Here is a 19,066-nt window from a genome sequence, read left to right as displayed (position 1 = left end):
ACAACCCCGATCCGATCGAGCCTTCCGGAGCCACGACATGAACGCCAGGACTCTTGCCATGCCCCTCGCCTCGCCCCTCGCCACGACCCCCGACAGCGCCCTGCGCCGCACGCTGTTCGGCGCCGGCCTGCTGGCCGCCGGTGCCGCGCTGATGGGCACCACGCCACCGGTGCGCGCGGCGCTCGACGACCCGCGCGAGCGGGTGCGCCAGCGCCGCCTGCCCAACGTGCCGCTGCTGACGCACGACGGCCGCACGGTCCGCTTCTACGACGACCTGGTGCGCGACCGGCAGGTCGTCATCAACGTCATGTACACCTCGTGCAGCAACATCTGCGGACCGGCCACGCGCAAGCTGGTCGAGGCCCGGCACCACCTGGGCAGCCGGACCCGCGACCTGCACTTCATCTCGCTGACGCTGACGCCGCTGACCGACACGCCGGTCGAACTGGCGGCCTACCGGCGCGCGCACGGCATCGACGGCCGTGAAGGTCATGACGGCGCCTGGACCTTCGTGACCGGCAGCGTGGCCAACGTCGAGAAGGTCGCCAAGGCGCTCGGCCTGATGAGCGACGACCCGAACGACGACCTGCTGAGCCACTCCGGCGCCGCCGTGGTCGGCGATGAGCGGCGCGTGCAATGGGGCCACGCCAACACGCTGACGAGCGCGCGTGGCATCGCCCGGATGATCCGCTTCGAGCTGGCCTGAAGGGCCGGCCCGGCCCGCCGGGGCCGGTCGGTCAGTCGACCTTGCGGGCGCCGATCGCCAGCGCGCCAGCGGCCACGACCACCACGCCCATCGCGGCCGTCAGCGACCAGTTGTGGGCGATCACGCCGATCAGCGGCGGGCCGACCAGGAAGCCGCTGTAGCCGATCGACGAGACCGCCGCGATGGCCGCCGCGCTGCTGCTGCCGGGCACCCGGCTGGCGGCGTTGAACAGGATCGGCACGATCGGCGCGAGGCCCGCGCCGATCAGCGCATAGCCGATCAGCGCGATCGTCGGCGAGCCGCTCAGCAGCACGACCGCCATCGACACCGTCGTCAGCGCCGCACTGCTGCGCAACAGCAGCTTCTCGCTGAAGCGGGCGCGCAGGACATCGCCGCCGAAACGCGCCGCCGCCATCGCACCGGCGAAGACCGCATAGCCGGCCGCCGCCTGGTCCTGCGGCATGCCCAGTTCCTGCTTCAGGAACAGCACGCACCAGTCGTACATGACGCCTTCGGCCGTCATGCCCGCGAAGATCAGCAGGCCGATCAGCAGCAGCAGGCCGCGCGGCCAGACGAAATGGCGCTGCTCCTCGCCCGGTGCCGGCGGGGCCGGGCGGGCGTCGAGCATCGAGCGGTTGGCGATGACCAGTGCCGTGGCCAGCACGACAGCGGCGCCGCCCAGCTGCAGCGCGGCGGGCACCTGCGCCCGCAGCATCGACGCGGCCACGGCGGCACCGGCCATCGCGCCCAGGCTGAAGCAGCCATGCAGGTTGCCCATGATCGGCTGGCCGCCGTCGCGTTCGAGGGCGGTGCCTTCGGAGTTGATGGTCACGTCGAACACGCTCATCGACATGCCGAAGGCGACGCTGGTGGCCATCAGCACGTAGACCGAGGGCCACAGCAGCGCACTGCCCAGGGCGCTGCACAGCACCAGCCCGGTGATCAGGCTGGCGCGCCGCGCGCCCAGGTGGCCGATGAAGCGGCCGGCAAAGAACACCGAGCCGACCGCCCCGACAGCGGCGCTGAACAGCACCGCCGACAGCACCGCCTCGTCGATGCCGTAGCGTTCCTTGATCGACGGGATGTGCGCACCCCAGACGCCGGCGAGCAGGCCCAGCATCGCGAACAGCGTGCGGGTGGCCCAGCGTGCCGCGCGCAGGCGCTGCGCCAGCGAGGACGAGTCCGGCGTGGCGTCGAGGGTGGCCTGCAGCGCAGGGGTCATCGGATCGGGTGTCGTCATGGCGGGCTCAGAGTTTCACCGGCGCGCCGGTGCGGGCGCTTTCGTAGACCGCGTCGAGCAGTTCCATCACGACCAGCCCTTCCTCGCCGGACGCGGGGTGCGGCCGGTCGGTCAGGATGGCCTCGGCGTAGTCGTGCATCGCCGACTTCGCGGGCGTCTTGGGCACGTGGATGTGCGTGTCGAGCTGCGCGCCGCCGCCGTCGCTGAAGATGTAGGCCTCGAACTCGTAGCCCTCGTTGACATTGCGTTGCAGCAGGCCCGCCTTCGTGCCCAGCAGGCGCGTCTCCATCAGCTCGGCTTCCTGGATGTGGGCGGCCCAGGAGGCCTCCAGCACCAGCGTCGCGCCGTTCTCGAACTTGACGTAGGCGGAAGCCAGGTCCTCGACGTCGAAGGTCTTGCCGCTGGCCTTGGCGGCCTCGCGGGCGATCGGGTCGTAGGTCGCGCCCATCACCCAGGTCGGCTTCGGGTAGCCCATCAGCCACAGCGCCAGGTCCAGCCGGTGCACGCCCAGGTCGATCAGCGGACCGCCGCCGGCCAGCGCCTTGGTGCCGAACCAGCCACCGAAACCGGGCATGCCGCGACGCCGATGCCAGACCGTGCGGCCGAAGTAGAAGTCGCCGAACTGGCCGGTCTCGACCTGCGCCTTCAGGGCCCGCGACGGCGCGCTGAAGCGGTAGCTGAAGTTGATCATCAGGCGCTTGCCGGCGGCCTTGGCGGCGGCCAGCATCTCGCGGCCTTCGCTCGCGTTCATCGCCATCGGCTTCTCGCACAGCACGTGGCAGCCGGCGGCCAGCGCCGCCAGCGTCAGGTCCTTGTGGAACTTGTTGGGCGTGCAGACGCTGACGACGTCCAGCCCGCCGGCGGCCAGCATCGCCTCGGCGCTGGCGTGGCGTCCGGCGATGCCGAACTGGTCGCCGACGGCGGCCAGGCGGGCCGGGTCCGGATCGGCGATCGCGACGACCTCGACCCCCGGGTGCTGACGCCATCCCTCGATGTGCATGCGGCCGATGCCCAGGCCGATCACGCCGATGCGCAGCTTGCGGCCGGTGTCCGGGGTCGACGAGGTGCCGGGCGACGTGAGCGCGGCGGCCTGCTTCTGGTAGTCGCTCATTCGATGTCCTTCTTGTCCTGCACCACGCCGGCCTTGGCGAAGCTGACGTTCTTCGGCGCGATCGGCTCCAGCGCCGGGCTCATCGGGCAGACGTCGACGATCTGCACGCGCGGGTTGGCCCATTGCACCGCGTTGGCCAGCACGCGTTTCACGTTGGCATCGAAGTAGGTCGGGTAGGCCTCGTGACCCGGGCGGAAGTAGAAGATGCGGCCGTGGCCACGTTGCCAGCACAGGCCGGAGCGGAACACCTCGCCGCCCTCGAACCACGAGATGAACACCGTCTCGTCGGGCGCCGGCACGTCGAAGCGCTCGCCGTACATCTCCTCATACGGCAGCTCGAAGTACTCGCCCAGGCCGGCCGCGATCGGGTGCGACGGCTCGACCACCCACAGGCGCTCCTTCTCGTCGGCCTCGCGCCACTTCAGCGAGCAGTTGGTGCCCAGCATGCGGCGGAAGATCTTCGAGAAGTGACCCGAGTGCAGCACGATCAGGCCCATGCCTTCGAGCACCCGCTTCTGCACCCGGTCGACGATGGCGTCGGCGACCTTGCCGTGGGCCCGGTGGCCCCACCACAGCAGCACGTCGCACTCGGCCAGGCGGGCTTCGGTCAGGCCGTGCTCGGGCTGGTCCAGCGTGGCGGTCGTGACCTCGACCGGCAGCGCGCCGGGGTTCAGGCCGGGCACCTCGCGCAGGCCGGCGGCGATGGCGCCATGGATGCCCTCGGGGTAGATCGCGGCAATCGCCGGGTTGCTCTGCTCGTGTTCGTATTCGTTCCAGACGATGACAGAAATCTTCGACTTCATCGGAAGGTCTTCCAGGTGGGGGTGAGGGTCGTGCAGTGCCACGGAATGTCCGGGCTTGCGGGATGAACAGCCGGCAGGATAGATTCGCCAGGCCGCCCCTCTCAAGCGCAAGCGAAGCCAGAAAACTGCGATCGATGTCAAAAATCCTGGATCACCGCCCCGACTGCCCGGCGCCCTTCACCGACCCGGTCGATCGCCCGCCAGAACTGGAGGCGGCCCTGGCCCGCCGCCTGCGCGAGCAGCTCGACACCTTCGCCGACGGGCTCGGCCGCGGCGGCTGGCCGCTGCACCGGCCGGCCTCTGCCGGTGCGTCCGGCGTGGCGCGCGGCGAGGGCCATTTCCACCTCGCGCCCGAGCTGTTCCTGCAGGTCTCGGGCTGGACCCGTTTCGGCCTGCCGGGCGGCCCGGTGACCGTCGGCCCCGGCGAGGCGCTGCTGATGCCGGCGCGGCTTCTGCATCACGAACAGGTCCGCCCGGGTGACGACGGCGAGCCGTTCAGCAACGTCGTGCTCTATGCCGACGGCAGCGTGCTGACCTGCCACCTGGCGCATGAACACGCGCCGGGCGCGCCCGGCATCCTCTACCTCGACTCGCGCCAGCACGGCCACGCCGCCCGGCTGCTGGACTGGCTCGGCGCGGCCGCCGAGGTGCCCGATGCCGACGACTGGCAGGTGCGTGCGCTCGTCATCGCCGCACTGGCCTGCGCCCGCCGCGTGATCGACGAGGCTGGCGTGCCGGCCGCGCGCGCCGAGCCGACGGCCATCGCCCGGCTGCGCGTGCTGATCCAGAACCAGCTCGGCGACCACGCGCTGAGCGTGCGCCGGCTGGCCGAGCAGAGCGGCGTCAGCGCCGACTACCTGTCGCACCGCTTCCGCCAGGCCAGCGGCGAACACCTCGTCGCCTACATCAACCGCCAACGCATGGAACGCGCCGCGCGGCTGCTGTCCGACACCGACATGGCGATCAAGGAGATCGCCTGGGCCTGCGGCTACGCGACGCCGGGCTACTTCATCCAGAGCTTCCGCCGCCACTTCGGCGAGACGCCGGGGCAGTGGCGCAGCGCCCATCTGCAGCCGGCCGCGCTGGCAGCCTGAAAGTGCGAAAACGTGCATCATGGCCGCCCGCCGGACTGGACGAAGGGCCGCAGGTGCGGCACTCGGCCCGGCGCTGACACGAAAGGGATCCCGATGAAAACGAAGAAGCTCCTCGCTCGCAGCCTGCCGGCCGCCGCCCTGGCCCTCGGCCTGTCTGCCGCCACGCTGCCGGCCGCCGCCCAAGGCGCCTTCACGCTGGAAAGTCCGGACCTCGCCTCGGGCACCTTCAGCAACGACTACGTGCTCGGCGCCTTCGGCTGCCAGGGCACCAACGTCTCGCCGGCCCTGGTCTGGCGCAACCTGCCGGCCGGCACGAAGTCGCTGTCGCTGCAGGTCCATGACCCGGATGCACCGACCGGCGCGGGCTTCTGGCACTGGACCGTCTACAACATCCCCGCCAGCGCCACCGGCCTGCCGCGCGGCGCCGGCAACGGCGCCACCAAGCTGCCCGGCGCGGCCTTCGGCGGCACCACCGACTTCCAGGACACCGGCGCGACCGGCGCCAACGGCAACTGGGGCGGCCCCTGCCCGCCGGTCGGCGACAAGCCGCACCGCTATAACTTCACGCTGTACGCGCTGGCCGTGGAAGACGTCGTCGCCGCTGCAGGCGTCCCCCGCACCGGCACCGCCTCGCTGATGTCGTTCGTGCTGAACAAGGGCCTGGGCGACAAGCTGCTGGGCAAGGCGACGTTCACGGCAACCTACGGCCGCTGAGTTGGGACGCCGGGCGTGACCTTGTCGGGCCTGGCGGGAGACCCCTCACCCTCGGTCCCTCTCCCGCAAGGGGAGAGGGAGGACGCGGTTGCAGGGGCGTCGCGCTGACAAGTCGGCGTGACTGGCTCATCGAATGAGCCATCGTCAACAACACCGATCACGACGTGGCAAGACTCCCTCTCCCCTTGCGGTAGAGGGTAGGGTGAGGGGTTCATTCCCCGTCGCCCTCCGGCGACGCACTTGCTGGACGGCGGGCTGGTGCGCCTGGCGGGAAACCCCTCACCCTCGGTCCCTCTCCCGCAAGGGGAGAGGGAGGACGCGGTTGCAGGGATGTCGCGTTGGCGAGTCGGCGTGACTGGCTCATCGAATGAGCCATCGTAATAACACCGATCACGACGGGGCAAGACTCCCTCTCCCCTTGCGGGAGAGGGTAGGGTGAGGGGTTCATTCCACGTCGCCCTCCGGCGACGCACTTTCAGTGCTTCAGCCCGCGCGTCGCCGCCTGGGCGGCGCACCAGCCCTTGACCTGTTCGGGCGGCAGCGGGCGGCTCCAGGCGTAGCCCTGGGCGGCGTGGCAGCCGACCTTCAGCAGCCAGGCGGCGGTCTCGGCGTCCTCGACGCCGGTGACGACGACCTGGGCGCCGAGGCCTGCCCCCAGTGTCAGCAGCGAGCTCAGCACCGCCGCACCGCGGTCCGGTGCGTGGCCGCCCAGTCCGCTGTGCAGGCGTTCCGGTGACGGTGCCGGCGCGGCATGGCCCGGTGAGCGGCCGAGGCTGCGCAGGTCGACCTTGAGTTCCGCGAACGCACCCAGTTCGGCCAGCGACAGGTAGGCCGACAGGCCGCTGCCGAGGTCGTCGACGATCAGCCGCAGCCCCATGCGGTCGAGCCGCTGGATCACGCCCTGAGCCACCTCGCCGGGCTGAGACAGCGAAGTCGCGGGCAGTTCCAGCATCAGCGCATCGGCCGGCCACTGGTGGGCCTGCAGCAAGGCCTGCAGGCGTTCGGGCAGGTCCGGATCCTCCAGCAGGCGGGCCGACACGTTGATCGACAGCGCCGGCACCAGGCCCTGTTCGCGCCACGGTGTCGCCGTGCGCAAGGCGCGGTCGAGCATGCGGTCGGTCAGCTGCGCGATCAGCGCGTGGTGTTCGGCGATCGGGATGAAGGTCGACGGCGCGATCGGACCCCAGCTGGCGCTGTGCCAGCGCGTCAGCGCCTCCAGCCGGCGCAGCGTCCAGTCGAGGCTGCCGTCGGCGCCGGGGTGCAGGTTGACGACCGGCTGGAAGACCAGGCCCAGTTCGTCGTGTTCAAGCGCCAGCGCGAACTGCGCGGCCAGCGCTTCCTCGGTCGGCGGCGGGCGCACGGCATCGGCGCGCAGCGCGGTCGGCGCATGGCCGCTGCCGGCGCGCAGGCCGAGTCGGGCGTCGTAGACCGCCACCTCGCGGCGGCTGTGCTGGGCCTGCTCCATCGCGGCCTGGGCATGCAGCATGACGCTGCGCGCGTCGGTGCCGTGCTGCGGACACAGGGCGATGCCCACGCGCACCTTCGGGTCCAGCGAGCGGCCGTCGGCCATCACCGGGCGGGCCAGCTGTTCGGTGATCTTGTGCGCCATCGCGGTCGATCCGGCGACGCTGTTGTTGCCCAGCAGGAGCGCGGCGAAGGTGTGGCCGCCGATGCGGGCGTAGCTGTCCGAGCGCCGGCCGAGCCGCTGCAGGCGGCGCGCCAGGGCTTCGATCAACGCATCGGCACCGGCCGGGCTGAGCGTGTCGGTGCTGCCTTGCGGCCATTCGAAGCCGATCACCAGCGTCGCGAAGGCATTGCCGCCGCGCATGACCGAGGCGGTCGCCTGTTCCAGCCGGTCGAGGAACAGCTCGCGGCTGGGCAGGCCGGTCTGGCGGTCGGCCAGGCCCATGCGGCGCAGGCGGCTGTCGGACTCGGCCAGCGCCGCTTCGAGTTCATGGCGCCGCAGCGCGCGCATCAGGCTGGCGTTGAGGCGCTCGAAGGGCAGGCCGCCGCCCGCCGCTTGCAAGGGGCTGTCGGGACCGTGTTCCGCGTGGCCCAGCAGCAGGGCGACCGGCTGTCCGTGCTGGGTCTGCAGCGCGCTGCGCAGTTCCTGTTCGAGGTCGCTGTGGGCGAAGTCGGTGGGCGGGCCGCCGAGGCTGTCGAGGTTGGTGTCGACGAAGGGCGCCGGCATCGAGTGCTCGCGCAGCAGCGCGGCGACATCGTGGCCGCTGAGGCCTTCGAGCTGCCGCAGGTCGATGCCGGGCAGCTGGCCGCTGCGCAGGCCCGGTGGCGCGTCGCCACCGTCGTCGAGGATCACGATGCGCAGGGTCTTCATGGCCTTCGATCCTCCCCGGGGAAACCCAAACGATGCTAGCACTCACCCAGGAAAAAACGGCTCATGGAAAGGGCGCATTCCTCGGGCAATTCTTCGGGAATGAAGTGGCCGGCCGGCAGGGCCTGCCCGCTGACCGGACCGCTGCAGGCGGCCTGCCAGTCGGCGATCGGATCGAACAGGCGATGCACCACGCCACGCTCGCCCCACAGCACGTGCAGCGGGGCGGCGACCTGCTGGCCGGCACTGCGCGAGACCCGGTCGTGGACCAGGTCGATGCTGGCGGCGGCGCGGTAGTCCTCGCATGCGGCGTGGATGCCGGCGGCGTTGCAGAAGCAGCGTTCGTAGTCCAGCAGGGCCGGCGGCTCGATGTGGTCCAGCCCGCCGGCGCCCCAGCCGCCGAGCTTGGCGTGCAGGTAGTAGCTGGCGTTGCCGCCGATCATCCGTTCGGGCAGCGGTGCCGGCTGGATCAGGTGGAACCAGTGGTAGTAGGCCGAGGCGAAGGCCATGTCGGTGCGTTCGTACATCGTCAGCGTCGGCACGATGTCGATGACGCACAGGCGCTCGACGCGCTCGGGGTGATCCAGCGCCAGCCGGTGCGCCACCCGCGCGCCGCGGTCGTGGCCGCAGACGTGGAAGCGCCGGTGCCCGAGCGAGGCCATCAGCGCGACCAGGTCGGCCGCCATCGCGCGCTTGCTGTAGTTGGCGTGGTCGGGCGCGCCGGGCGGCTTGTCCGAGTCGCCGTAGCCGCGCAGGTCCGGCAGCACGAGGCGGAAGTGCGGCGCCAGCCGCATCGCGACGCGGTGCCACATCGCGTGGCTCTGCGGGAAGCCGTGCAGCAGCAGCAGGACCGGCGCGGACTCGTCGTCGATCGAACGACCGCCGATGCGGGCGAACAGCCGCAGGCCGTCGACCTCGAACTGCTGGGGCTGGAAGCCTTCGAACCAGGCGGTGTGCAGACCGGACATCGGGACTCCTGGGGCTGGGCGATGCGCCGAACAACGTTGAACCGGACAACGTTGAACAATAACCCGAGCGAGTTCAACCTGCACCGGACGCCCATGACCCCCTCGATCCTCACCCCCACGCCTGACGACGACGGTCGCGCCCCGCTGTTGCTGGTCACCGGCGGCAGCCGCGGCATCGGGGCGGCGACCGCCCGGCTGGCGGCTGCGGCCGGCTGGCAGATCGCCCTGACCTACGCCAGCGATGCGGCGGCGGCCGACGCGGTCGTCGCGCAACTGCAGGGCCTGGGCGTGCGCGCCCGGGCCTGGCGGCTGGACGTGGCCGACGAGGACCAGGTGCTGGCCACCTTCGCCGCGATCGACGCCTGGGCCGACGCCGAAGGGCTGGCCTGGCGCGGCCTGGTCAACAACGCCGGCGTGGTCGACCGCGCGCAGCGTTGCGACGAGATGAGCGGCGAGCGCCTGCGCCGCATGGTCGGCATCAACCTGCTCGGCGCGATGTACGTCTCGCGCGAGGCGGTGCGGCGCCTGAGCCGGCGGTCAGGCGGTGGCAAGGGCGGTGCGATCGTCAACGTGTCGTCCGTCGCGGCGCGGCTGGGCTCGTCCGGCCAGTACGTCGACTACGCGGCGACCAAGGCGGCGCTCGACACCTGGACGATCGGCCTGTCGCGCGAGGTCGCCGACGAGGGCGTGCGCGTCAACGCGGTCCGCCCCGGGATCATCGACACGGAGATCCACGCCAGCGGCGGCCAGCCCGACCGCGCCTGGCGCCTGGCTCCGCAGGTCCCGATGCAGCGCCCCGGCACGGCCGACGAGATCGCCCAGGCCATCGTCTGGCTGCTGTCGCCGGCGGCTTCGTATGTGACGGGGGCGGTGATGGATGTGGCGGGGGGGCGGTGAAGGGGGGTGGGGGGGATTTGGGCTCCCCTTCGAAGCCTCACCCCGGACAACCGTTCACCACCCGTCCACCCGCGCGGCACAGGTCGCGGTCGAGCCAGAGTTCGTAGACATCGCCGGCCGGCCGGGCTTGGCGCAGATTGACGAGATCGGCGGTCTGCCCGATCTGGTCGCTGGCGAGGCGGCGCATCCAGCGGGCCAGGCCCTGGTGGCTGGTGCCCTGGCTGCGGACCTCCGTGCGGCTCGGGGCCTGGTCGCCGACCAGCGCGAACTCGGGCACGCGCCAGCCGGCGTCGGCCAGCCGGGTGGCCAGGCGCATCGCCAGCGCGCGCTGTGACTCGTCGGCCAGCTGGATGTAGACGACCGGCTGCGGCAGGCGGGTGTAGCCGGTGATGCGCTCGCGCACCTGTTCGCCCTGCTGGCGCATGGCCGGGCCGAGCATCGCGACGACGTCGACGAAGCGCAGCACGGCCTGGCGGTGCAGTGCCAGCGTCAGCGGGCTGGCGTCGACCAGCAGGTCGAGCGTGGCGCGGGCGGCATCGGTGACGGCGGCGGTGCCGGCGCGGTGCAGCAGGTTGGCTTCGGCACGGTCGACCGCGAGCGGCAGCAGGTCGGAATGCAGCTGGCTGGCGACCTCCAGCTCGCTCGCGGCGCTCCAGCGCACCTGCGGGTCGGCCGCGTAGAGCGCGTCCAGCCGCTGCGCCAGCTCGCGTTGCAGTTCCGAGGTCGGCGCGATCCGGCTGGCCAGCAGCGCCAGCGGCGGGGCGTCGGCGCCGTAGAGCAGGTCGGTGGACGGCTGCGGCCGCAGGGCCGCCAGCGCCGCCCGTTCGGCCTGGGCGGCGACGGCCTCGATGTCGCGCGTGGCCTTGGCGCCGGGCCGGTTGGCGGGACGGGTGCCGGCCGCCGTCGGCTCGGCCGGGATCTCCAGCCCGCCGTCGGCCAGCGCCGCTGCCGGTGCTGTGGCCTCGACCGCCAGCCGGTCGATCGGCCGGTCGATCGCGCCGGGCTCGTCGTCGTCGGACAGCACGGCCAGCAGCCGCAGGGCCTCCTGACGACGTGCGAGCGGCAGGCCGTCGTGGTCGCGCAGGGCGGCCGACAGGTGGCTGCGCGCCAGGGCGGTCTCATGCTGGCGCAGCAGCAGCTGGGCGAGCTGGAAATGGGCCAGGCCGATGTCGGGACGGGCCTGCAGGGCCTTCTCCCAGGCCTGCCGGGCGACGACCAGGTCGGGCGTGACGGAGAACTGGGCCTGCTGCGCCAGCGTCATCTGGACCTGGGCCTCGCGCTCGTCCAGCGCCTCCAGCCCGAGGTGGACGGCGCCGGCCAGCACCAGCGCCAGCGCGCCGACCGTGGCCAGCTGGCGCCACGGATGTCGCCGGCCACCCGGCGCGGACGGGCCGGCCAGCAGCGGCGCCTCGCGTTCATCGGGCAGGAAACCCAGCGTGACCAGCTCGGCGGCCAGCGCGGCCAGGTCGGCGCCCCAGTGGTCGTGGCGCAGCGGCAGGGATGGCTGCGCGGCCAGCGTCACCAGGTCGGGCGGAAGGCCGTGCGCCATCAGCGGCGCGGTCTGGTCGATCCGCAGCACCTGCAGGTGGGCGCGGGTGTTCTGGGCGGCCAGCAGGTGCTGTCGCACGGGTTCGGCGGGTCGGCCGACGCCGTCGGCATCCGGGTCGGCCGGCAGGTCGGCGTAGTCGGGCGTCAGCAGCACCAGCAGCACGCTGCCGGGGCCGAGCTGGGCGGGCACCTCGTCCTCGGTCAGCCCGACCAGATCGACGACCGGTTCGCCGAACAGCTCGCGCAGCCCCGCCTGCAGGCGCCGGGCGGCGCGCTCGCCGGCGTCGCCGCGGTGGCTCAGGCAGATCGGCGCATGCAGGGACATGGGCGGCGGGACGTGCGGGCGTCCATCAGGGCGTGAACGGGTCCTGCGCCAGCAGCGTCGCGGCCGGGCCCAGGGTGTACAGGTTGGGCGACTGCGTCGGCGGCAGGCCGGCGCGCACGCGGCTGTGGAACAGCCGGTGGTTGCCCTTGAACTTGCCGCCGTTCCAGACCTTCAGGACCTGTTCGGTGAAGGCGCCGTTGTGGTCGCCGTCCATCGAGGTCTGGTTGTCCTGGCAGCCCGAGATCAGCACCACCGAGGCCTTGAAGGCGCTGACGATGCCGGGCAGGCGCGTGCTGGTGGGGGAGATCGTCAGGCCGGCCAGCACGGCATCCGGATCGGCGCTGGCGGCCCGGCCGGCCGCCGTGCGGGCGATGCCGCGCTGCAGCTTGTCGTAGAAGTCCTTGTGGGCCGCATAGGTGCGCCGCGCGATGGCGGTGGGCATCTGGCGCGGACGCGGGCCGAGCGGGCTCAGGCCCGGGATCGGCGGGGCGGCGCGCACGGAGGTGCCGCTGTGGCAGCTGTCGGTCAGCACGAGGATGCGCACGCCGGCCGCGAAGCGGCTCAGCGCGACGTAGGTCTCGTCGTCGATCAGCTGTGCGTCATAGAGGCACCAGGTCTCGTCGAGCTTGTCGTCTTCCTCGTTGCTGACGTCGTCGACCTGACCGCCGTGGCCGGAGAAGGTCAGCAGGAAGTAGTCGCCGGCGACCAGGGTCCGGGCGGCCAGGTCGATCGCGGCGAGCACCCGGGCGCGCGTGGCGGTCTTGGTCAGCAGCAGGGTCGGCTTGATGCCGCGCGACGTCGCGACGGCGGCCATGTCGCGGGCATCGGCCTCGCAGGCCACCAGGTCACCGGTCCAGCCGCCGTAATGCTTCGGGCTGACCGAGTTCAGGCCGATGTGCAGCGACAGGCCGACCGGCTTGCGCGCCGCCGTGGTCGTCGCCTTGCCGGGGGCCTTCTTCGCGGCGGCCTTCTTGGCGACCGCCTTCTTCGCAACGGCCTTCTTCGCAACGGCCTTTTTCGCAACCGCCGTCTTGGCGGGGACCTGTTCCTGTGCCATGTCTGCTCCTGTCGTTTCTGGATGTCGTGTCATGGGTGCGTGCGGCGGTTTCCTCGACCTCGTGCCGGACGGCGTCGGAGTACAGCGCACCGCTTCGGGCGCTGTCCAGTGCGCAGCCGTATCAGGAGGTTTCAGCGCGCACGGGGTGTCTTGCCCGGCGGTGCGTGGTCGGCCAGGAAGCTGTTGTTGACCCAGCCTTCCAGGTCGGTCGGGCCGGCCACCTCGACGCGGCTCCAGCGGCTGCCGGCTTCGAGCAGCAGCAGTTCGGTGCCGCGCTTGAGCGGCGGCGCCACCGCCGGTGCCTGCGCGTCCGGCGCGGTGCGGATGTTCAGCGAGGTCGCGTCGACCCAGCGGCGCGGCAGCGTGTCGTCCTCGCGGCCCAGCGCGTGGGCGCGCACGGAGGCCAGCGGGAAGGCCGGCCCCGGATCGGTCTTGCGGCCGGGCGCGATGTCCTCGTGGCCCAGCACGTCCTCCAGCCGGTAGGTCGACACCAGCAGCTCGGCCAGCTCGGTCGCGCGCTGGATCTGCGCGGCCGTGTAGGCATGCCAGCCGCGCACCGGACCGCCGTGGCGATGGGCGGCGACGCGGACCTCGCTGTCGGGGTAGGCCTCGCCGAACCAGGCGACGTAGCGGTCGCCGACCTTGTCGAGCGCGCCGGCGTTGTCCATCTCGATGCCGATGCTGGCCGTGTTCAGGCCGGTCAGCCCGTTCCAGGCGCTGAGGCCGGCATGCCAGGTCACGACGTTGAACGGCGCGAGCTGGACGATCCGGCCGTCGCGGCCCAGCACCACGTGCGCCGAGGCATTGCCGCTGGGTTTCTGGGTACACAGCGACGTGACCGAGCTCTCCAGCGAGCGCCCAGCCGTGTAGTGCATCACCAGATAGCGCGGGCTGAGCGGGCCGCCGATGTTGGGCGTGGCCCTGTACGTGCAGCCCTCGCCGACGAGCCTGTGGTTGTCGATCCGCAGCATGTCCGGCCTCCTGTCCGTGAAGGGGCCCGATCTTGCGCTGCCGCGCGGGCCACGCGCCAGCATCGGATGGTGGACGAGGCCTCTTGCGGCGAGACGGAATTCGCAATTCGGGTCCGGTCGTGGCCGGTCTGCCGCCTCAAGCCATCTCGACCCGGTTGCGGCCGCCATGCTTGGCCGCGTACAGCGCCGCATCGGCGGCGGCGATCAGCGCCTCGGCGTCGTCACCATCGTCCGGGCTGGCCGCGACGCCGATCGACGAGGTCAGGCGGATCGTCTGGCCGTCGATCGGCAGCAGCAGCGCCGCGATGGCCTCGATCAGCTGGCGCGCGCGCTGACCGGCATCGGCCTTGGCCAGGCCCGGCAGGATCAGCAGGAACTCCTCGCCGCCATACCGCCCGGCGATGTCGCTGCTGCGGGCATGCCGGCGCAGCAAGGCGGCGACGCGGCGCAGCACCTCGTCGCCGGCCGGGTGACCGTGCACGTCGTTGATGCGCTTGAAGTGGTCCAGGTCGCCCATCAGCAGGCTGACCGGCTGGCCGGCCTTGCGCGCCTGGGCCAGCGCCTGCGGCAGGGCGGCGTCGAGGTGGCGGCGGTTGTACAGGCCTGTCAGCGGGTCGCGCAGCGACTGCTCGCGCAGGCGTTCCTGCAGCACCTGGACCTCGTGTTCGGCGCGGGTGCGCTCGGTGATGTCCTGCACGATGCTGACCAGCACGCGCCGGCCGCCGCTTTCCATCAGGCTGCCGTGGATCTCGACGACCAGCGGATGGCCGTCCTTGTGGCGACAGCGCAGCTGGTAGTGGACGCGGTCGGTCTCGCCGCTCAGGCGACGCTGGAACTGCGCGTCGATCAGGGCATGGTCGTCCGGCAGGGCCAGGTCGTAAGGGCCCTTCGCGAGGATCTCCTCGGCGCTGTAGCCGAAGATCTCGTCGAAGCGGGGATTGGTGAAGACGAAGCGCCCGCCGTCGATCAGCGCGATGCCCACCAGCGACTGGTCGACCACCGTGCGGTAGCGCGACTCCGATTCGCGCAGCGCCCGGTTGATGCGCTCGTTCTCGCGCAGCGCGGCCTCCAGGTCGGCGGTGCGCTGGCGCACCTGCTCGTCGAGCATGACGGCGGTCTCGAACAGGCTGAACTCGTTGCCCTGGATGTCCGTGGCCCGCTCGGCCCGGTCCATCAGCACCTCGATGATCCTGTGCAGGCGCCGGTTCTCGGCCCGCAGGCTCTCTGCATCGTCAGGCATGGCCGGCCCCGCCGATCGCCACGCCGGTGAAGGTCTGGTTGACATGCACGCCGCGGAACTGTTCGCCGTAGGTGTTGAAGCCGACCACGCGGTGGCGCCGCATCAGCTCGCCGACGCCGTCGGCCAGGTCGGTCTGCTCGATCTCGAGGCGCCGCAGGATGCAGTCGAAGCCGATCACCAGCTGCAGGCCGCCCAGGCGCTCGGCCAGCGTCTCGAAGCTGCGTTCGAGCTTGCCCAGCAGGTCGACGCTGCGGGTCACGCGCAGCACGATGCCCTCGTCGATCGCGCAATGGAACTTCAGGCTGCCGCCGGGCAGGGCCTTGCTGATCGAGCGCATGTGGGTCAGGCCGCCGATCATCACGGCCACCGGCGCGGCGGCGAAGCGGGCCGAGTCCAGCGCCTCCACCGGCACGTCGACCAGCTGCGCATAGGCCTGCGCGGCCGGCAGGCCGTCGATCTCGTGGACGATGCGGTTGGGCGCGTCGGCCGAGGTCACCACGGCGCGCCGGTCTCCGGGCATGAAGTGCTGCGTCATCACCGCCTGCACCGGCCAGCGGCTGCGCACCAGCAGCAGCACCGCGCGGTCGGACGCGAACCGGCCGCCGGCGCAGATCTCGGTGCGGCCATATGCCCGTCCGTCCGCGGCCGAACCGCCGACCAGCGGGATGCTCCCCAGGGCGGTCTGCAGCATGCGCGTCAGGCGTTCCTCGGCGCCCGAGAGCCCGTCGACCAGCAGCAGCGCGAAACCGGGTTCGGCGGCCAGGCCGTGCGGGTCGTCCCGCTCCAGCGCCTGCAGCATCTCCTGCACCGCCAGGCGACCGTGCACCGGCTCGAACGCGGCCAGCGGCTCCAGGCAGCGGCTGACGACCGAGAAATCCGCGGCCGGCAGGCTGAAGCCGGCCAGGGTGCCGGTGGCGTAGCCCAGCGGGCCGAACTCGCCGGCGCTGGTGCAGCCGACCACGAGCGTGTCGCCGAAGCGGCGCGCCATCTCGGCGGCCACGACGGCCGTGTCGAGGTCGGGCGTGCACGAGAACAGCACCAGGGCGGCGTCGGGCTGCGCCACCTCGGCATGGAACAGCCGGACCGCCTCGGCGGCATCGGTGGCCGCGACATGTCCGAGGCGGATGCCCGGCTTCAGCCGGGTCGCCTCGTCGGCGCCGGGCGCCTCTGGCGAGTGGGGGGTCTGTGACACGTCCGTCGTCCTGCGGGATCCGGACGTGCGCATCGGTCATGTCTCGTCTGGAGCGACCGCACTTTGGCATCCGGATTCATAGGCGGATTTGATCCGAGTCATGCCGACCCGGGCGCCTGGGGTAGACCCTTCCCCGTGTTCAGGTGGGTTCAGGCGCTGAACCAGCCGACCGTGTTGCGATCGATCGCGTCGATCAGCGCTGCGGCCGACAGCGGCTTGTGCAGCAGCACGGCGCGTTCGCGCTGGGCATCGCGCAGGCGGTCCGGTGCGGTGTCGGCGGTGACGATCAGGGCCGGCAGCAACGGGTCGGCCAGGCGTTCGCGCAGCAGCCGCACCGCGTCGCCACCGTGGCGTGCCTCGCCGAGCCGGTAGTCCGAGACGATGATGTGCGGGTGCCAGCCGGCCACCGCCTCCAGGGCGGCGTCGATCGTCGCGGCACTGCGCGGCTGCCACCCGGCGCGAAGGATGGCCAGGACCAGCGCGGCGCGCACCTGGTCGTCGTCGTCGATCAGCAGCACGCGCAAGTCCCGCGCGAGCCGGTGAGAACGCGGGTCCTTCGCGGCGGTCGACGCGGCATGGTGCGCCTGCGCCAGCAGCCGGCGTTCGCTGCCCGCCGGCGCGGCCAGCAGGTGGACGCGGAAGACGCTGCCACGTCCCGGGCGCGAGGCCAGGCTGACCTGCGCGCCCATCGCCTCGCAGAGGCCCTTGACGATGGCCAGCCCGAGGCCCAGCCCCTTGCGGTGGTCGTGGGCCTGCAGGCCGAGCTGGTAGAACTGCCGGAAGATGTCGTCGCGATCGGCGGCCCCGATGCCCGCGCCGGTGTCCCAGACCTCGATCGTCCAGCCTGCCGTGCCAGGCGGTGTTGCCGATCCGCCCGGGCGGCCGAGCCTGCGGCGCACGGCCACCAGGACGCCCCCACGCGCGGTGTAGCGCAGGGCGTTGCTCAGCAGGTTGCGGACGATGCGCTCGATCAGGATCGGATCGGCCATGACCTGTGCCGGCGTGTCGCGCAGTCGCAGCACCAGGGCACGCTGGTCGGCCTGCTGGCCGTATTCCTCGATCAGCCGGAACAGCAGGTGCTGCAGGCCCATCGGGATCATCCGGGCATGGACCACGCCGGCCTCGATGCGCGAGTAGTCGAGCAGGTCATCGAGCAGTTCGCGGCTGGCCGCCAGCGCATGGTCGACACCCTCGAGCGTGCGCAGCTGCCGCTCCCCCAGGCCGTCCCGCTCCAGCGCGCTGAGGTAGAGCCCGAGCGCATGGATCGGCTGGCGCAGGTCGTGGCTGGCGGCGGCCAGGAAGACACTCTTGGCTCGATCGGCGTCCTCGGCCTGACGGCGGGCCTGGTCGGACAGCCGGTGCTCGTGCGCGAGCTGATGGATCAGGTCCTGCCGCTCGAACCGCAGCCGGATGCCCTGCAGCGTCGAGCGATACGCGTTGGCCGCGAAGTACCAGTTGGCCAGCACGTAGATCGGCAGTCCCCAGGCCATCGTGGTGGGGAAGAGCGGGTCGGTCCGGCCTTCGATCAACTGCCAGGTCGAGGTGATGCCGGCCGCCCCGAGCGTGGGCCAGGTGAAGGCCAGGTTGACGCGCAGCAGCGGTGCCGTGAACGCCAGGGCACCGGCCTGGACGCTGGTGACCATCAGCGCGGCGGCCAGGATGGGCGGCTGTTCGCCGGCTGTCATCAAGGCGCTGAAGAGGACGGCCCAGAAGCTGCCCAGTCCCGCCATCAGCAGCAGCAGCCAGCGGACCCGCCGATCGGTGTCAGGCGCGCCGTCGTGATCCCAGGCCCGCACCCGCAGCGCGATCACGACCGTGTAGAGCGTGTAGGCCAGGCCCCAGATCCAGTGGCGGGTCGAGCCATGCCGGTCCAGCGCGATCAGCAGGACCCAGGCGCCGCCACAGGCGCAGGCCAGCGCGATCGTGAAGTTGCTGCGGACCAGCGCGACCTGTTCACGCCGTTCGTCCGGGGTGGCCGGCCCGGGCCACATCAGGTCGCGGATCTGGCGCCAGCCACCCCTGACGGCAGCGGTCAGGTCGTCCGGCCGGCGCTCAGACATCGAAGTGGATGCCGCGTTGTCGTGCCAGGTGGACGGCCTCCATCCGGGTGCTGCAGCCGAACCAGGACAGCGTGGCCGCCACATGGACCCGGACGGTGTTCTCCGACAGGCCCAGGCGGCGGGCGATCACCTTGTTGGTCAGGCCCTCGGCCAGCAGCCGGAGCACCTCCAGCTGTCGCGGCGTCAGCCGCAGGTTGTCCGTGTGGGTGCCGGCCGAGCCGGTCCCCTCGACCATCGGGAAGTGGCGTCGGCCCTCCAGCAGGGCCGCCACCGCCGCGTGGACCACCTCCGGACGCGATGACTTCGGGATGAAGCCGTCGGCGCCCCGGCTCAGGGCCTCGTCAATGATCGGCGGGCTGATCTCTCCTGACAGCATCGCGACCCGCGCGGCCGGATGGGCCTGGCGGATCTGCTGCAGGCCCGCCAGGCCACTCAGGCCCGGCAGCCGGATGTCCAGCAGCACGAGTTCGATCGACGACTCCAGCCGCAGCAGCGACACCGCCTCGTCGATCGAGCCGGCTTCGAGCACCTGCAGGTTGAGGGCGGGATGGCGCTCGAGCAGCAGCTTCAGGCCGGCGCGGAACAGCCCGTGGTCATCGACCAGCAGGACGAGGCGCCGGGCGAGGGTGACGGGCAGGTTGATTGGCATGGTGTGCAGGCGCGAGGAGGGCAGGAAGGCCTTGACGGTCGATCCGGCCGAGTCTCGAAGCGGCACCGAGGTGAGTCGATAGCACGTTTGGACTATCGCGATCACCCGTCTCCCGGCTAGTCCAAACGGCTTATGGACCGGCTCGGACGGCCTCAGAAC

General features: G+C 71.8%; 16 protein-coding genes. 4 read left to right on the top strand and 12 right to left on the bottom strand.

Annotated elements, in window-relative coordinates; all coding sequences use genetic code 11:
• Window positions 1–58: 58 nt before the first annotated feature.
• Complete coding sequence (locus ACWA7K_RS11980) at window positions 59–706, top strand: SCO family protein (RefSeq protein ID WP_456161636.1); 648 nt, start codon at window positions 59–61, stop codon at window positions 704–706.
• 31 nt (window positions 707–737) lie between these two features.
• Here ACWA7K_RS11980 and ACWA7K_RS11975 read toward each other — a convergent pair whose 3' ends face one another.
• The 3 genes from ACWA7K_RS11975 to ACWA7K_RS11965 are packed head-to-tail and all read right to left on the bottom strand — an operon-like array spanning window position 738 to window position 3,860.
• Window positions 738–1,946: an MFS transporter gene (locus ACWA7K_RS11975; protein WP_456161635.1), complete on the bottom strand. Its 1,209-nt coding sequence runs from the start codon at window positions 1,944–1,946 to the stop codon at window positions 738–740.
• Between the two features lie 7 nt (window positions 1,947–1,953).
• The gene (locus ACWA7K_RS11970; protein WP_456161634.1) at window positions 1,954–3,057 is read right to left on the bottom strand and encodes a Gfo/Idh/MocA family protein; all 1,104 of its coding nucleotides are present in this window, start codon (window positions 3,055–3,057) and stop codon (window positions 1,954–1,956) included.
• Window positions 3,054–3,860: a ThuA domain-containing protein gene (locus ACWA7K_RS11965; protein WP_456161633.1), complete on the bottom strand. Its 807-nt coding sequence runs from the start codon at window positions 3,858–3,860 to the stop codon at window positions 3,054–3,056. The genes ACWA7K_RS11970 and ACWA7K_RS11965 overlap by 4 nt, the downstream gene beginning before the upstream one ends.
• 134 nt (window positions 3,861–3,994) lie before the next feature.
• Between ACWA7K_RS11965 and ACWA7K_RS11960 the strand changes: the two genes are divergently transcribed.
• Both ACWA7K_RS11960 and ACWA7K_RS11955 read left to right on the top strand, forming a co-directional pair.
• Complete coding sequence (locus ACWA7K_RS11960; protein WP_456161632.1) at window positions 3,995–4,954, top strand: helix-turn-helix domain-containing protein; 960 nt, start codon at window positions 3,995–3,997, stop codon at window positions 4,952–4,954.
• Window positions 4,955–5,047: 93 nt separating this feature from the next.
• Entirely contained in the window at window positions 5,048–5,668 is a 621-nt protein-coding gene (locus ACWA7K_RS11955; RefSeq protein WP_456161631.1) for a YbhB/YbcL family Raf kinase inhibitor-like protein, read from the top strand.
• A gap of 475 nt (window positions 5,669–6,143) precedes the next feature.
• On the opposite strand, the gene ACWA7K_RS11950 is transcribed toward ACWA7K_RS11955, so the two are convergent.
• Window positions 6,144–8,003 (bottom strand): EAL domain-containing protein, encoded by a 1,860-nt coding sequence (locus ACWA7K_RS11950; protein WP_456161630.1) that lies wholly within the window; start codon window positions 8,001–8,003, stop codon window positions 6,144–6,146.
• 35 nt (window positions 8,004–8,038) lie between these two features.
• Complete coding sequence (locus ACWA7K_RS11945) at window positions 8,039–8,968, bottom strand: alpha/beta fold hydrolase (RefSeq protein ID WP_456161629.1); 930 nt, start codon at window positions 8,966–8,968, stop codon at window positions 8,039–8,041.
• 93 nt (window positions 8,969–9,061) lie between these two features.
• Here ACWA7K_RS11945 and ACWA7K_RS11940 point away from each other — a divergent pair, with 93 nt between their 5' ends.
• The gene (locus tag ACWA7K_RS11940; RefSeq protein WP_456161628.1) at window positions 9,062–9,865 is read left to right on the top strand and encodes an SDR family oxidoreductase; all 804 of its coding nucleotides are present in this window, start codon (window positions 9,062–9,064) and stop codon (window positions 9,863–9,865) included.
• 37 nt (window positions 9,866–9,902) lie between these two features.
• Here ACWA7K_RS11940 and ACWA7K_RS11935 read toward each other — a convergent pair whose 3' ends face one another.
• The 7 genes from ACWA7K_RS11935 to ACWA7K_RS11905 form a co-directional block, all read right to left on the bottom strand.
• Window positions 9,903–11,738, bottom strand: a complete 1,836-nt coding sequence (locus ACWA7K_RS11935) for a hypothetical protein (RefSeq protein WP_456161627.1) — start codon at window positions 11,736–11,738, stop codon at window positions 9,903–9,905.
• Window positions 11,739–11,763: 25 nt separating this feature from the next.
• Window positions 11,764–12,795, bottom strand: coding sequence for a caspase family protein (locus ACWA7K_RS11930; RefSeq protein WP_456161626.1), 1,032 nt, complete (start codon window positions 12,793–12,795; stop codon window positions 11,764–11,766).
• A gap of 131 nt (window positions 12,796–12,926) precedes the next feature.
• Entirely contained in the window at window positions 12,927–13,766 is an 840-nt protein-coding gene (locus tag ACWA7K_RS11925) for an N-acetylmuramoyl-L-alanine amidase (protein WP_456161625.1), read from the bottom strand.
• A 136-nt stretch (window positions 13,767–13,902) separates the two neighbouring features.
• The gene (locus ACWA7K_RS11920; RefSeq protein WP_456161624.1) at window positions 13,903–15,006 is read right to left on the bottom strand and encodes a diguanylate cyclase; all 1,104 of its coding nucleotides are present in this window, start codon (window positions 15,004–15,006) and stop codon (window positions 13,903–13,905) included.
• Window positions 14,999–16,198: an FIST N-terminal domain-containing protein gene (locus ACWA7K_RS11915; protein WP_456161623.1), complete on the bottom strand. Its 1,200-nt coding sequence runs from the start codon at window positions 16,196–16,198 to the stop codon at window positions 14,999–15,001. Before ACWA7K_RS11915 ends, ACWA7K_RS11920 begins: the two co-directional genes overlap by 8 nt.
• 149 nt (window positions 16,199–16,347) lie before the next feature.
• Window positions 16,348–18,258 (bottom strand): ATP-binding protein, encoded by a 1,911-nt coding sequence (locus ACWA7K_RS11910; RefSeq protein WP_456161622.1) that lies wholly within the window; start codon window positions 18,256–18,258, stop codon window positions 16,348–16,350.
• On the bottom strand, window positions 18,251–18,973 hold the full coding sequence (locus ACWA7K_RS11905) for a response regulator (protein ID WP_456210117.1): 723 nt from the start codon (window positions 18,971–18,973) through the stop codon (window positions 18,251–18,253). Before ACWA7K_RS11905 ends, ACWA7K_RS11910 begins: the two co-directional genes overlap by 8 nt.
• Between the last annotated feature and the right edge of the window lie 93 nt (window positions 18,974–19,066).

It is taken from the genome of Leptothrix mechoopdaensis (SeqCode) (assembly GCF_053893855.1).
The sequence above is the reverse complement of the archived record's forward strand: the minus strand, read 5'-3'. Positions and strand labels throughout refer to the sequence as shown.